The organism is Sediminispirochaeta smaragdinae DSM 11293, assembly GCF_000143985.1.
Classification (GTDB): domain Bacteria; phylum Spirochaetota; class Spirochaetia; order DSM-16054; family Sediminispirochaetaceae; genus Sediminispirochaeta; species Sediminispirochaeta smaragdinae.
In genome coordinates, this window is the sequence record NC_014364.1 from 172,706 (window position 1) to 186,547 (window position 13,842).

A 13,842-nucleotide genomic window follows, 5' to 3' on the forward strand; every position below is an offset into this window, starting at 1 on the left:
CATTTTTTTGAGAAGGTTTTTTTGTGGCAAATATTAGGCAATCCTAATATAAAGAACATTGCCTAACTATATCAAATGAAAATAGGGGGAAGTATGGGGCAGCTCAAGGAATTTCGAGCCGGTGATAACGGAACCGTTATTGGATTCGCTCCAGGTTCTGCACAATGGAAGAGTCGGCTTCTTGCGATGGGAATGACCGTAGGAACGGCGTTTCAGGTGGAGCGTGTAGCACCACTGGGGGATCCCGTGGAAATAATGGTTCGGGGCAGCCGGATCACACTTAGGAAGGGCGAAGCAGAAGCGCTTCTTGTTGAAAGGAGAGTATCATGAAACGAGTAGAAGGTGGTGCCTCGGTGAGCAATTTCACCATAGCTCTTGCCGGAAACCCGAATTGCGGAAAGACAACGCTTTTTAATGCTCTAACCGGTGGAAATCAACGGATAGGAAACTGGCCGGGCGTTACGGTTGAAAAAAAAGAGGGCTGGCTTTCCGGAAGTAAACAGCGAAAGGTGGTAGACCTTCCCGGTATTTACAGCCTGAATGCCGGTAGTGAAGATGAGAGGGTTGCACGCGACTATCTACTTTCGGGGGAAGCTGATCTTGTTGTCAACATAGTCGATGCCTCCCACCTTGAGCGAAATCTTTACTTAACCACGACCATCATGGAAATGGGTGTTCCTGTGGTTCTGTTCCTCAACATGATGGACCTTCTCGAGAAAGAAGGGAGTACCATCAATATTAAGGAACTGGAATCCGCTTTAGGAGTTCCTGTTGTTGCTGGTACCGCTACAGATAAGAAAAGTGTTGCCGAAGCGGTTGCACGGATTACCGAGCTCGTTGGGAACGTTCGCCCTTCGGATCATAAACCTGTCTATCCCAATGAGATAGAAGAGCTTATTTCGAAGTGGGAGAAGCAAGCCGGTGGCCGCTGGAATGCGTTGGCCCTTTATGAGGGAACTGCGCCTTCTGAGCTGCACGGACGGATTCCTACAGAAAAAATCGCTGCTGAGCGTGAAAAGATTTCATCGCTTCTGAAGGAAGAATCGGAAGTAATCTTAGCCGACAGCAGGTATGGTTTTATTCGTGGAGTCATTCATGATGTATTTCATGCACAGGAACGTCGAAGGAGTGTCTCCGAGCAAATTGATAAAGTCGTTTTGAATCGATTTCTTGGTATTCCGATTTTCCTTGTTGTAATGTACCTGATGTTTTGGCTTGCCATTTCCGTGGGCTCATCGTTTATCGATTTCTTCGATGTCTTATTTGGAACCATTTTTGTTGACGGATTTGGAGTGTTATTAGGTAGTATCGGCTCTCCGGATTGGGTCGTTAGTTTTCTGGCCGGAGGAGTTGGAGCCGGTATTCAAACGGTGGCAACCTTTGTTCCCGTGGTTTTCTTTATGTTCCTTGCTCTAAGCCTTCTTGAAGATTCAGGTTATATGGCCAGGGCCGCCTTTGTTATGGACCGCCTGATGCGGGCTCTCGGACTTCCCGGTAAGGCCTTTGTCCCGATGATCGTCGGTTTCGGATGTACGGTGCCTGCAATCCTGGCAACCAGGACCCTCGAAAACAAGCGGGACCGCTTTATGACGATCTTTATGGCGCCTTTTATGAGTTGTGGGGCGCGTCTGCCCGTGTATGCTCTCTTTGGTGCAGCTCTTTTTGGTGCTCATGCGGGAGCCATTGTGTTTTCGATTTATATTATCGGTGTTCTTTTGGCCGTTCTTACGGGCCTCTTTTTAAAGCATTCGCTTTTCAGGGGCGAACCTGGCTACTTTATCATGGAACTTCCTCCTTATCATGCTCCCCGTTTTAAGCATGTTATGATTCATACATGGACACGCTTGAAGGTTTTTCTTGCGAGAGCTGGAAAAGTGATTGTCATTGCCGTATTCCTCCTGGGTGTTCTCAATAGTCTTGGTACCGATGGTAGTTTTGGAAACGAGGATACCGAGAATTCGGTTCTTGCCGTTACCGGCAAGGCTATTACGCCTATATTCTCGCCGATGGGTATCAAAGAAGAAAGCTGGCCTGCAACCGTCGGACTTTTTACCGGTCTCTTTGCAAAGGAAGCGGTTGTTGGAACCCTCAATGGTCTTTACGGTCAGATAGCAGCGGCCGAAAACAATGTCGCTGGTGATGAAGGTGGGGAGGAAGAAGCCTTTAGCCTTGGTGCTGGTATTAAAGATTCTTTTGTTGCCTTGAAAGATGGAGTCCTTGGCATATCAGGTGGTATAGGCTCTATTGTCGGTGCTGATGTGATCAGTGGCGGGGATGAAGAAGCTGTTGCCGAAGCGGCGGAAGTTGATATTTCGATATTTTCTCTCATGCGGCGTGGTTTTACCCCTGTATCTGGATATGCTTATTTACTTTTTGTATTGATCTATTTCCCCTGTCTGGCAGCTTTTGGAGCGATCGTAAAAGAAATGGGGATTGGTTTAGGTATTCTTGAGGCTATTTATTTGACGGTTTCGGCTTGGGCTGTGGCTGTGTTCTACTATCAGATTGCTGAGGGCGGAAACTTCCTGTGGATGATTGTCTCGGCCGCAATCATGGTCGCCCAGTTCTTCGTGTTCAGGGCGATTGGCAACCGCAATAGGAAGAAAGAAGCGCTCCAATCTGCTTAATACATTGCTTCTCTCTAACGTAAGGCAGCCTGTGGGTGGATTCACTCACAGGCTGCCCACCCCCTTTGGGAAAAAGTTTGATGGAAAAAAGTGTCTATTCCCCTGATATGAGGACGTGGAGTGTTTGCTGATGAAGGTACTTGCTCACCATATCTATGAATACAAAAAGGGGCTTCGCAGCCTGGTGCTGCATACCCTGGATGCCTCATATGAAGCTGAGGCCGTTCGTCGTCTTGAGCGAAATAATATCAGCTATTTGATCAGAAGGGTAAATAAGCGGAAAATTAATATTTTTTTCGGTAACAAGGCCTGCGTTCATGTTGTAACAAGTTTCGGTGATAAACCTTTGAACGCTTTTACGCCAGAAGAAGATTTCATTTTGGGAATTATGCTTGGCTACAACAGGACCGAGCAGTGTAAGCGCTATCTGGCCAGAAAAGAGATTTTCGAAATAGAGGCTGAGACCGCCCGTGACCTATCATTTCTGCCTTCAGGATCATTGGAGAAAACCGGCTGATCAAAGCTGATTAACTGGTTTTCTGTGTCTTTCCAGTTATTTTTTTAATGATCTACCGGCTTCCTTTAGCTCTTGTTCAACAGTACCGAGAAGTTGTGTTATCTTTTTCTCCATCCCGATAAAAACCTCGCAGGTTTCGGGGCAAAGCTGGCTTCCTGCCGCTGCTTTTATCTCGGTGAAGGCTTCTCCTAATGGCCGAGGGGAGCGATATGGTCTATGGGTTGTGATAGCGTCGAAGGTATCTGCTACCGCAATGATTCTGGAGCCCAGGGGTATCTCCTTCCCTGCCAAACCATCGGGATAGCCCTTACCGTCCCATCGCTCATGATGATGCCTGATATAGAGTGCAATCTCCTGCAGAATGGGAATCTTGTGGACGATTTGATACCCTATGATCGAATGAGCCTTGATAAGCTCGTATTCATACGGCAAAAGCTTACCAGGTTTGTTTAGAATAAAATCGGGAATGCCCACCTTACCTATGTCGTGAAGATGTGCCGCAATATGCAAAGTGTCTATCCATTTTTGTGGAACATTCATCTCTTTTGCAATTTGCTCGCATAGTGCCGCAACTCTCCAGGAATGTTCGTAGGTGTAGGGATCCCGTGCGTTTAAAATCGTTACAATAACTTCCACCATCTCATGGAGGGTGATTTTATCTTCTGCTGTTGCCATGCAATCTCCTCTTGACGGTAATCATGCTTTTTTGTATAATTAGGCATAACTAATTAGATTACCTAAGACGAATAGTGTCAAGCGATAACGATCCGGGATGTTCGGATGGAAAGGAGTTTTTATGAGTAAGATTGCTATATTTTATGGCTCTACGACTGGAAATACAAAGGATGCCGCCGAGCGGATAAAAAATGCCTTTGGTGATGTGGAGTTGTTCGACATTGCCGATACTTCGGTTGAAAAGATGGAACAATTCGATGCCGTTGTCGTGGGAACCTCTACATGGGGTGCAGGAGATCTGCAGGATGATTGGGAGATGGCCATCGGAAAGCTTGGTGCTGTAAACCTGGCTGGGAAAAAGATGGCATTTTTTGGGCTCGGCGATCAGGAAAGCTATTCCGATACCTTTGTCGACGGGATGGGGCAACTTTATGATGCCTTTGCAAAAAAAGATGTAAGCTGCATCGGCCAGTGGCCGACCGACGGCTATGATTTTGAAGAATCCAGTGCGGTCAGGGACAATGCCTTTATCGGCCTTGCCCTGGACGAGGATAATCAGTCCGATCTAAGCGATGGACGCATCGCTTCATGGGCCGAACAGGTCAAAAAGGAGTTGTAAAAAACATATCACATGAGTTCTTTCGTTTGGGGTTGGTTGAGGGGCCGTTCGGTAACATGCTGAACGGCCCCGTTTTTTGGTAGAATCGGCCAGCTATTCGTTTATGACTTCGGCGCTATGCAGATTATCAATGTACATATTCTGGATTATGCTGTTTTCTCCAAGTCCATGGAGATAGACATCGACCGTAAAGCCTTCTTTGGTAAGAATGCTCTTCCAGGAATCATCCTCGTCCCCAGCCATATCGTTTGTTGCATGATCTCCTGCTACAACCATGAAGGGCATCAATGTCACCTTTGAGATATGATCACGATGCAGCAGATCGATAACATCGTCGAGTGCAGGATACCCTTCCACGGTTCCCACATATACGGGTAAACCCTTTCGCGCGAGCATGTACTGGAATGCTGCGTAGGCGCAGTTTGCTGGATGCTCGGTCCCATGTCCCATCAGCACCACGGCTTCTCCTGTTCCGAGGGAAGGCAACTGGGCTGAAACGGCATCGACTGCTTTCCAATAATTCTCCGTGGTGGAAAGGATCGGAGAGCCTATCGCTATCTTTTCGAATTTTCCAGAATAGCGACGTGCGACGGCGAGAACCTCGCCCGTGTATTCCTCTCCGGGAATGATGTGCAGGGGCTGGATAAGCACTTCCGAAAAGCCTTCTTTATACATCTTCTCCAAAGCCTCTGCGGGCGCGTCGACATGAATACCATCCCGTTTATCCAGAATACCAATGATAATATGGCTGGTAAAAGCGCGCCGTACCTCATATTCGGGGAAGGCCTCGGCAATCTTTTGTTCACAGGCATCAATGGTCACTGCCCGTGTTTCGGGATAGCTCGTACCGAAACTTATCACAAGAATTCCCTTTTTGCCGTTTGTGTTCATTGTCAGCTTTTCTCCTCCCGTGCTTGCACAAGCAGCAAGCATCAAACTCCCTGCGAGGGCAAGAGCCATGCAGGCTACTTTCCTCATGCTTTTGCTTTTCATCCTTTACTCCTTTCCATTGTATTTTCTTTAGAAGCTGCCGCGGATGCCGAGATAGAGAACCGGCCCTGCAAGAAGGTCCGAGAAGTCGTCTTGTACACCCGTAATATTGTCGACGCCTCCGAATAGTTCAAAATTATCTTTAAGGCTTTTTTCGAGATACACATCAAAGGTAACGAGGGTATGCTCGCTTCTTTCGTGAGGGCCTGTCACCGAAGTCGAGAACTTGGCCTTCAAGGCAAGAGGCTTCAGGAGGTAGTGCACAGATGCCCCTCCTGTATGGCTTGGTACAAGGTCGAGCTCTTCACCTGCGCTTCTATCGTAGGCAAAAAGATACCCATAACGTGCGGTCATGGAGAGGTCGCTTAGCACGTTCCAGTTCAAGGAAAGGTCGAAACCGCTTCTCGATGAACGATCGAGGTTTTCCTTGATGATGACCTGCCGTCCGTCGTCGTCGGCCCGGTCCGTGTAGTCATAGACGATTTCGTCGCTCAATTCGCTATGATATCCGGCGAATTGCAGCGTTACGTTTTCCCTGGTCCAATCCACACCGAGATTGAAGGAAACGGATCTTTCCGGATCCAGGTCGGGATTGCCGTATTTGTGATAGATATTGCCTGCGGAATCGAGATAGAGCTCGAGAAATGAGGGCGCACGGTAACCAAGCCCGACAGAGGGTAGGATTCTTATCCCGGGCCTAGGCACATACATGCCGGAGAGTTTTGGTGCGAAGAAGATGCCGTAATCGTTGCTGTACTCGCTCCGCAAGCCTGCGAGCAGGGAATAGCTGTCCTTCTTGTACTGTTCATCCTGCAATACCAGAGAAAAGGTATGGCGCTGGTGAACCGCATAGTCTCCGATATTGTACTTTTTGAGTCTGTCGTAACCGTAGGAACCGATCATCGTCAGCTCGTTCTGGTCTCCAAGCGGCTGAGTGTACTGGAGATCCCCGCTTAGATAGTGCTGATATTCGCTGCCGGAGTCGTTCCACTCGTCCAGAATGCTGCTGTATTGGGATTTATCCCGCTGGAAGTAGTTATGGTAGAGGTTTGCTTTGAGAAAGCCTTTCTTCTCTGTGGTAACATCATAGGCGATGTAGGAATTAAGCCTCTGGGTATCGATTCGGTCGAAGGCCCCTCCCGAGGAGATATTCTCCTTCTGGCGATGAAAGGAGTAGGCACTACCAAAGGCCAGGGTCCCTCCGGATGAAAGAACGATATCGGAATCAAGTCCTGCGTCTGCCCTGGTGGCGCCCGGATAGAGGGACTGGTCTTCATCGTCCAGATAGGGAAAGGCGTGTTCCGCCGACAGGGTAAGGCGGTTGGCGAAGGCCCCGATAGGAAGGTTTAGGTGGGCCAGGCCGCTTTGTTTGTTTGCCAATGATGTGTAAGCGGGATCGGAACTCTCCGAGATCGGTAGCAGGGCTCGGGTCGTGACCTGATAATCTCCCGATAGTTCGTAGTCCGGTTCCTTGGTGATGATGTTGATCACTCCGCCGATTGCCTCGGAACCGTACAGGGCCGACTGCGGACCTCGTATGATCTCAATCCGTTCAACATTATCCATGGCAATGGTATTCGCCACGATATTGGATGCCACCCTGCCGCTTACCCTTCGGCCGTCGATGAGAAAAAGAATCCTTTCCCCGTCCATACCCTGCATCTGGACATGGCTTCCCATTCCCGTTTCGGCAAACTGAAGGCCCGTTTCTCCCAGAACTCCTTCAAGAGTATCGGAACCGGAAGCCTCAATCTGATCCTCCGTGATCACCTCGGTCTGAATCGGCGAATCCTTCTGTTCTTTTTCGGTCCGCGTTCCCGCCACCACGATATTCAGCACAGGCAGTGCATCTGCTTCCTCTGTTTGCTCTTCTATTGTTTCTGCTTGTGCTTCGGCTGCTTCATCTTCTGGCTTTCCCTCCTGTTGCTGAGCGGAAAGGGCCGGGGGCCATGCAAAGGCCCCGGCAATGAGCAATACGACCGGTAAAAGCTGTCTTGTCATGGCCATCACTGAATTTTGGCGGTCTTGACCTTGTAGATGTATGTTCTGTTTGTACTATCCGACAAATATTCGGCATCCAGAATCTGCAACTTGTAGTAGGAACTCCCATCCCCACCGCGGACAATATAAACATTATTCGTAAAGTTGGAGAAGTTTGGACTCATCCGTTCCCACTCGGCATAGGCCCTGCCAAGACCGAAATTTACATCGACATGCGCTCCTACCTCTCCGAAAGCCCATGCGGTGGAGGGCGCTTGCCCGTCACGTTGCGGATCCTGCGGATAGCTGCTGTTATAGGCATAACCTGGGTAGGAGATGGCATTCCCCGTGGTTGGTTCAGAGGGATCTGAACTGTCTACTTTGTATTTACCATAGTAGGAATAATCTTTTCCGTCGTTTGAGTAGTCATTTGAATCATCGGCAAAGAGGGCTTGTGCCTCGGTGATGCTTATCGACTGGTCGAAGTTGCTTGTCTGGGCATAGACTACACCACCCTGGCCGCTGGAACTTAACGATGTTGCGGTTACCCCGCTGTTGGTCAGGATTTCCTTCTGGGCCGTGATCATAATCTCCCAGTTGGTGTTTGACCCTTCTGTAATAGTTGAAAGATCATCCCCTCCGGTAGCTTCCACCGGGTTTTCAGGATCTTCAAGGTCGATAAAAAGATAGGTATAGATCCATGTGTCAGAGGGCTTGTTCCGTTTCCCCTCATAGGTAATGGTGTCGCCGTCGGAGTCGGAACTTCCGGAACTATTAAGGTCGCAGCCAGCAAAGAACAGAAGGATTACCAAAAATGGCGTGATAGCCTTCCCTACGTTTTTCGTGTACACATGTTTTCGCATAGTCTCCTCCTCGTTTAATTGAATCACGGGGACAGAAAGACTACCTGGAAAAATCATAGATAGAGACCGGGCCGACAGTGAACCGGAATGGTAGGATTTTTCTGCGTCACACTCTTCCCCGAGATGCGCTTTGCATGGTGGTGGGCACCTTTCGTTTCAGAAAGGTCCTTTTTCAAGGCCGGATATCCTGACTCCCGGATTGGCCCTCGTTTCCGCCTTCCCGGCGTCCTGCGCCAGTGGCTTTGTAGAAACTTGGTACCCGGTTACAGTAGCGGGGTCTGTTCCGGATTTTCACCGGATTCCCCGAACCCAACACCATCTAAATATGTACGACAAAAGCATGACGGAAAAAATTCGATTGGTATAGTACTTTTTATTGCGAATTGGTATTTATTTCTTAGTGTTCCGAATCCTGGTGGTATGCATACCTTTTTGCCGGTAAAATCCTTGCTTTTATGTCGGTGCTTGTTTTTCCCCATAGTTTGACTTTCAATTGACTGCGGAAAAAAGAATTGTGTCGCTTTAATCACCAGGATTCGGAACAGTAGATATAGTAAGAAGCAGGGGGAGGCTGCCGCCGAAGCATTATCCGGCGGCGATACCCTTAGTAGTTTTCTTCTTTGCCGGTACTTTGGGAGACTCCCGCATCGTTGAAGGATGCCATTTCCGAAGCGATTTTGATTCCGAGATTGACCAGAAAGCCGCCGATAACCGCTCCCGTCCCTTCTCCCAGTCGCATATCCAGCTCCACAATCGCTTCGAGGCCCATGGCCTGGAGCATTACCGCGTGTCCTTTCACCTTTGATTTGTGGCCGGCGAATAGATAAGCCGAGACTTCATTGTCCATGAGCCAGGCCATATAGGCCCCGGCTGTTACCGGAAATCCGTCGATCATGCAGGCGCAGCCCTTCCCTTTAAGACCGAGGATAAAGCCTGCCATGGTAGCCAGCTCGAAGCCACCGACCTTGCGCATGATATCCTTTGCATCGGAAAAAGGGGCATGGCGTTCGATAGATTCGAGGATGACACGTCGTTTGTGATCGAGCATTTCGCTGCTGATGCCCGTTCCCTTGTCGATGATCGATTCGGCAGGTAGCCCCCCGGCAATTGCCATGGCCGCGGCGGTCGTCGTGTTGCTGATCCCCATATCACCGAGGGCGAGGATTTTGTAGCCCTCGGTAACCGCGTTTTCCGCTAGTTGTTTTCCATTCGCAAGGCAGATCTCAAGCTGGTCGGCGGTCATTGCTTCTATCTCGTGAAAGTTCCGGGTTCCGTATCCTGCCTTGCAGCCGATCACCTGGGAAAGATCGACGTCCGAGGCTATCCCTGCATCGACGATGAAAACATCGAATCCGCAGTGACGCGCAAGTACGTTGATCCCTGCACCGTTTTGGGTAAAATTGGCAACCATCTGCTTGGTGACCTCCTTGGGATACATGGAGACCCCTGCTTCATTGATGCCGTGGTCTGCGGCAATGACAAAGGCGCCCATTTTTCCCGATTCTGGAACGACCTTTCCCTGAATCTCCGCCATTTTGACGGCAAAGTCCTCCAGTTTCCCCAGGCTTCCCACCGGTTTGGTCAGTCCGTCAAGGTGCTTCCGGGCTGCTGTTCTGATCTGTTCGTTGTTCATGTCTTCTCCCGTTTCTCTGTTGTTTCATCCTGTCCGGTCGGACCGCTTTCGGCGGCAAGGAAACCGAGCAGTTGTCTATTGTTTTCTTCGCTTGAAATTCCTATCCGGTAGAACCCTGGCAGGTCAAAGGATGTACAGTCGCGCAGGGCGATGTCCGAGGCGGCAAGATGTTCACGGAACCGCCGTGCACGCGCTTTTGCTCCGGAGTACAGGAGGAAAAAGTTGGCCGTTCCAGGGAATATGCCGTAACCTAATGCTGCGGCTGCTGTCTCAAGGCTCTGCCGCTGTAGTCGGAGCCGTCGCCACTGTGTTTCAAAGACTTCCCGATGCTGTATGGCGGCAAGGCCTGCGGCAAGAGCCGGGGCGTTGATGCTCCACTCGGGGCGGGCGGCGCTAAGGGCCCTTGCAATCCGGTGAGGCGCGATACTATAGCCCAGTCTGAGTCCGGGAAGGGCAAAATCCTTTGTCATGGAACGCAGTACCACGATGTTTTCGGCCTCCGCGCAGTAGCGTCTGTTTTCATCGACAAAGTTCATGTACGCCTCGTCCACGACCAGGAGACCGCCGCAGCTGGAACAGGAGTCTGCTATCTCCTCGATGTCCCGTCTGTCGAGAAGGAGCCCTGTGGGGTTGTTGGGATTGCAGATCCATGTCAGCGCGGGCTTCAACTCACCAATGGTCCTGATAAGGGAAGGGATGGATAGCGTGAATCCTTCCTGCGGCTTCGCCCGGAAACTATCAATCCGTGCCCCCATGAGGGCACTGTTTTTTGCATACTCTTCGTAGGTTGGACCGACAACCAGCACGTTTCTTCCCCGTTCCAGGAGGCCAAAAGCGGTGAGAAAGATGGCCTGGCTCACCCCGTTGGTAAGCAGCAGGCGTTCGGGATCACAGCCGTGTAACCTTGCAAGCTCCCCGGCAAGTTGCCGGCCTCTTGTGTCGGGGTAGCGGTTCATCGGCGCGGCCGCAATGGCCGTGACAACCGGGTCTGGAAGGGGAAAGGGGTTGAGGCAGACCGAGAAATCAAAGGGCTTTGCCTCTCTTCCTCCGTGAGGTACCGTTTGAGATGTAAGAAGCTCGGGGCGTATCAGCGCCGCTTGTTCCGGTTTCCCGGCTTGGTGTTTTGCATCAGGAACCAAGGATCACCCCCGTACAGGCAAGGATACCGGCCAAAAGTAGAAGAAAAAGAAGGGCCGATCTTCGAACCAGCCTAATGCAACGGCGAATGTCGGCGGGTTTCGGAAGGCGACCTGTACTGTTTATGACGTAGTGCCCTCTTTTTTCCAGGCGTAAGCCTAAAATAGCGGCTGCGGCGCCCATGGTCCAGCCTGCGTTGGGGCTTTCGGTAGCATTCTGCCATGCAAAGAGGGACGCCAGGGATCTTTTCCTCCCGGCACCATTACCCTCCCCAGGGGCTGATCGTATCGGTATGATGCTTCCGGCCAAAATGATGAGCAAGGCCGTCACTCTGGCCGGGATAAAATTCAGAAGATCATCACAACGAGCCGCCCATTTACCTCCGAACTCGAAGTCTCCCGTGCGGTAGCCTATCATGGCATCGCTGGTATTGATATAGCGGAAGGCAAAGGCACCGGGAAGGCCCGCAAGAAGATAGTACAAAAGGGGTGAGGTAAAGCTGTCGGTAAGGTTCTCCGCAAGGGATTCGACCACCGCACCGCAGAGCTCCGACTCCTCCAGTTCGCTCGTGTTCCGACTGACAAGGTGAAAGGCTGTCAGCTTTCTCGCCGATGCAAGGTCCCCGGCTTCCAGCGCCCGTGCGATCTTGTCCCCCGTTCGCAGGAGGGTGGTGAGAGAAAAGCTCATTTTCAAAAAAACGATCGACAGAACCAACCTCGGCAGGATCGGAATCCTGTTTAGAAGAAGCAGGGGAAGGGAAAAGAGCAGGGCTCCACAGATGGTCATAAGGGCGCCGTAGGAAAAAAGAAGCCACTTCCCCTGTTTGGGCCGATGCTGCCAGAGGCGGGAAATGAGGCTTCCCATCCAGGCTACCGGATGAAAACGGTTGGGAGGATCGCCCCAAAGCAGGTCGTAAAGCAGGGCTCCCGCAAGAATCGGCAGGCAAAGGTTCATAGTCCGATGATTGCCTCCAGCTGCTTCATATCAATGGCCGCTTCCACCGCATCGGCCAGGGCCTCCAGTTCTTCTTCCCTCCTCTGGACAAGGCTTACAGGCTTGCCTTCAGGCTCCCAGCCCAGAGATGCGAGCCAGCCCCGTCTGAAAGCGGCCTCGTCGAAGAGACCGTGAAAGTAGGTTCCGATGATGCGGCCGTCCGGTGATACTGCACCGTCGCGCCCTCCTGAGCCGGTTGCAAGAAAAGGACCGGCCGACTCTCCCAGCGCGCTATGACCCATGTGGATTTCATAACCGCTGACCTTGTACCCTTTCATCGGAGCAAGGGTTCCCTTATCACTGCAGAGGGTCCCTGTCTCCTGGATCGTCTTCTTTTCCCGACTGAAGTAGGTGGTTACATCCAGCAGCCCAAGGCCCCGGAGGCTTCCGGCGCTGCCCTCCACCCCCTCTTTGTCGATGATCTGCCTTCCCAGCATCTGAAAGCCCCCGCAGATACCAATGACCGATGTTCCCTCTTCGACTTTGCGGCAAATAGCCTCGGCAAGGCCGCTCTGCCTGAGCCAGAGCAGATCTGCCATGGTGGTTTTGGTTCCCGGCAGGATGATTGCCGCAGGGTTACCCAGCTCTCTTGGATGTTCCACAAAACGAAGCTGTAGGCCCGGCTCCATGGTCAGGGCGTCGAAATCATCGTAATTGGAGATGTGGGGCAGAAGCATGACCGCTATCTCGGTACTTCCGGAGCCGAAAAAGCGGTGCTCTTCGAGAAACACCGAATCTTCCTGGGCGAGGGAGATCTCCTTCAGGTAGGGAACTACGCCCAGGGTCGGGACGCCTCCTGTCAGGTTCCGAAGCATATCGAGCCCCGGTTTGAGCAGTTCGACATCGCCCCGGAATTTATTGATGATAAAACCTTTGACCAGTTCCCGTTCCTCCGGCTCGAGAAGGGCAAGGGTGCCGTAAAGGAATGCGAAAACGCCGCCCCTGTCGATGTCGGCGGCCAGAAGAACCGGGGCCTGTAGATATCTTGCCACCCGCATGTTGACGATTTCGTGTTCCTTCAGATTGATCTCGGCGGGGCTGCCCGCTCCTTCGACGATAAGCAGGTCGTTCTCTTTCCCCGCCCTATCCAGAACCTCGGTGATGGTTTCCCACAACGCAGGCTTCGCCTTGTAATACTCACCTCCGCTTAGGCGTCGCCACGGCTTTCCCATCAGCACCACTTGGGAGCTGCTGTTACCCTCCGGCTTGAGCAGTACCGGGTTCATGGCTACCTCGGCATCCCGTTTTGCCGCGGTAGCCTGGAGGGCCTGGGCTCTGCCGATCTCCAGGCCTTCGCTGGTTACGAAAGAGTTGAGGGCCATGTTCTGGCTTTTAAAGGGAAAGACCCGAAGCCCCTTTCGCGCAAAGATTCGGCAAAAGGCGGCGACAAGGAGGCTTTTACCGACATTCGAGGATGTTCCCTGGATCATTAAGGTTCGTGACATAGTGTAGATCTAGTAGAGCCGAAATCTTCTCTTTCCTCAAGGAGTATTGTTTTTATTTTTGCACTATTTTTCGAAAAAGAAGGTCCCGATCCCTTTCCAAAGGGGCATGCCTCTTGCAAGGCTTTTTCTTGGAGCTATAATGAAGCCAACCATTCCAGGTGGCCAGAATCGGCAGAATAGGGAAGCAGGTGTGAGTCCTGCACTCGGCAAGAGAGCTGTAAACGGGGATGAACCTACCATCCGCCACAGGCGGAACGTCACTGCATCTGAAGGTGTGGGAAGGCGGTAGAAGTAAGATGATCCGTGAGTCAGAAGACCTGCCTGGGAAAACGGAGAGCATCCATGCTTTTGCACTTTTGCAGC

The 13,842-nt window shown here is 51.3% G+C and carries 12 protein-coding genes and 2 riboswitches; of the genes, 4 read left to right on the top strand and 8 right to left on the bottom strand.

The features are described 5' to 3' along the window. Window positions 1-93: 93 nt before the first annotated feature. From SPIRS_RS00850 to SPIRS_RS00860, 3 genes are all read left to right on the top strand, one after another. Window positions 94-330, top strand: a complete 237-nt coding sequence (locus SPIRS_RS00850) for a FeoA family protein (RefSeq protein WP_013252789.1) — start codon at window positions 94-96, stop codon at window positions 328-330. Then, window positions 327-2,627, top strand: coding sequence for a Fe(2+) transporter permease subunit FeoB (gene feoB / locus SPIRS_RS00855; RefSeq protein WP_013252790.1), 2,301 nt, complete (start codon window positions 327-329; stop codon window positions 2,625-2,627). Before SPIRS_RS00850 ends, feoB begins: the two co-directional genes overlap by 4 nt. Window positions 2,628-2,757: 130 nt before the next feature. Continuing rightward, the gene (locus tag SPIRS_RS00860) at window positions 2,758-3,144 is read left to right on the top strand and encodes a DUF2023 family protein (protein WP_013252791.1); all 387 of its coding nucleotides are present in this window, start codon (window positions 2,758-2,760) and stop codon (window positions 3,142-3,144) included. A 36-nt stretch (window positions 3,145-3,180) separates the two neighbouring features. On the opposite strand, the gene SPIRS_RS00865 is transcribed toward SPIRS_RS00860, so the two are convergent. After that, window positions 3,181-3,819 (bottom strand): HD-GYP domain-containing protein, encoded by a 639-nt coding sequence (locus SPIRS_RS00865; protein ID WP_013252792.1) that lies wholly within the window; start codon window positions 3,817-3,819, stop codon window positions 3,181-3,183. A gap of 121 nt (window positions 3,820-3,940) precedes the next feature. Between SPIRS_RS00865 and SPIRS_RS00870 the strand changes: the two genes are divergently transcribed. Continuing rightward, window positions 3,941-4,438, top strand: a complete 498-nt coding sequence (locus SPIRS_RS00870) for a flavodoxin (RefSeq protein WP_013252793.1) — start codon at window positions 3,941-3,943, stop codon at window positions 4,436-4,438. Between the two features lie 93 nt (window positions 4,439-4,531). On the opposite strand, the gene SPIRS_RS00875 is transcribed toward SPIRS_RS00870, so the two are convergent. The 7 genes from SPIRS_RS00875 to SPIRS_RS00905 all read right to left on the bottom strand — a co-directional run bounded on the left by SPIRS_RS00875 (window position 4,532) and on the right by SPIRS_RS00905 (window position 13,479). Further along, a complete protein-coding gene (locus SPIRS_RS00875; RefSeq protein WP_013252794.1) occupies window positions 4,532-5,431 on the bottom strand; it encodes a sirohydrochlorin cobaltochelatase in 900 nt (299 codons plus the stop codon). A 27-nt stretch (window positions 5,432-5,458) separates the two neighbouring features. Continuing rightward, window positions 5,459-7,429: a TonB-dependent receptor plug domain-containing protein gene (locus tag SPIRS_RS00880; protein ID WP_245537656.1), complete on the bottom strand. Its 1,971-nt coding sequence runs from the start codon at window positions 7,427-7,429 to the stop codon at window positions 5,459-5,461. Window positions 7,430-7,434: 5 nt separating this feature from the next. After that, window positions 7,435-8,271, bottom strand: coding sequence for a hypothetical protein (locus SPIRS_RS00885; protein WP_013252796.1), 837 nt, complete (start codon window positions 8,269-8,271; stop codon window positions 7,435-7,437). 160 nt (window positions 8,272-8,431) lie between these two features. Further along, window positions 8,432-8,629: riboswitch (cobalamin riboswitch) on the bottom strand. Between the two features lie 246 nt (window positions 8,630-8,875). Further along, a complete protein-coding gene (gene cobT / locus SPIRS_RS00890; protein WP_013252797.1) occupies window positions 8,876-9,904 on the bottom strand; it encodes a nicotinate-nucleotide--dimethylbenzimidazole phosphoribosyltransferase in 1,029 nt (342 codons plus the stop codon). Further along, complete coding sequence (locus SPIRS_RS00895) at window positions 9,901-11,043, bottom strand: pyridoxal phosphate-dependent aminotransferase (protein ID WP_013252798.1); 1,143 nt, start codon at window positions 11,041-11,043, stop codon at window positions 9,901-9,903. Before SPIRS_RS00895 ends, cobT begins: the two co-directional genes overlap by 4 nt. Next, window positions 11,033-11,995, bottom strand: a complete 963-nt coding sequence (cbiB, locus tag SPIRS_RS00900; protein WP_013252799.1) for an adenosylcobinamide-phosphate synthase CbiB — start codon at window positions 11,993-11,995, stop codon at window positions 11,033-11,035. Before cbiB ends, SPIRS_RS00895 begins: the two co-directional genes overlap by 11 nt. Then, complete coding sequence (locus tag SPIRS_RS00905; RefSeq protein WP_041865935.1) at window positions 11,992-13,479, bottom strand: cobyric acid synthase; 1,488 nt, start codon at window positions 13,477-13,479, stop codon at window positions 11,992-11,994. Before SPIRS_RS00905 ends, cbiB begins: the two co-directional genes overlap by 4 nt. A gap of 139 nt (window positions 13,480-13,618) precedes the next feature. Continuing rightward, window positions 13,619-13,818, top strand: a riboswitch (cobalamin riboswitch). Window positions 13,819-13,842: the final 24 nt, after the last annotated feature.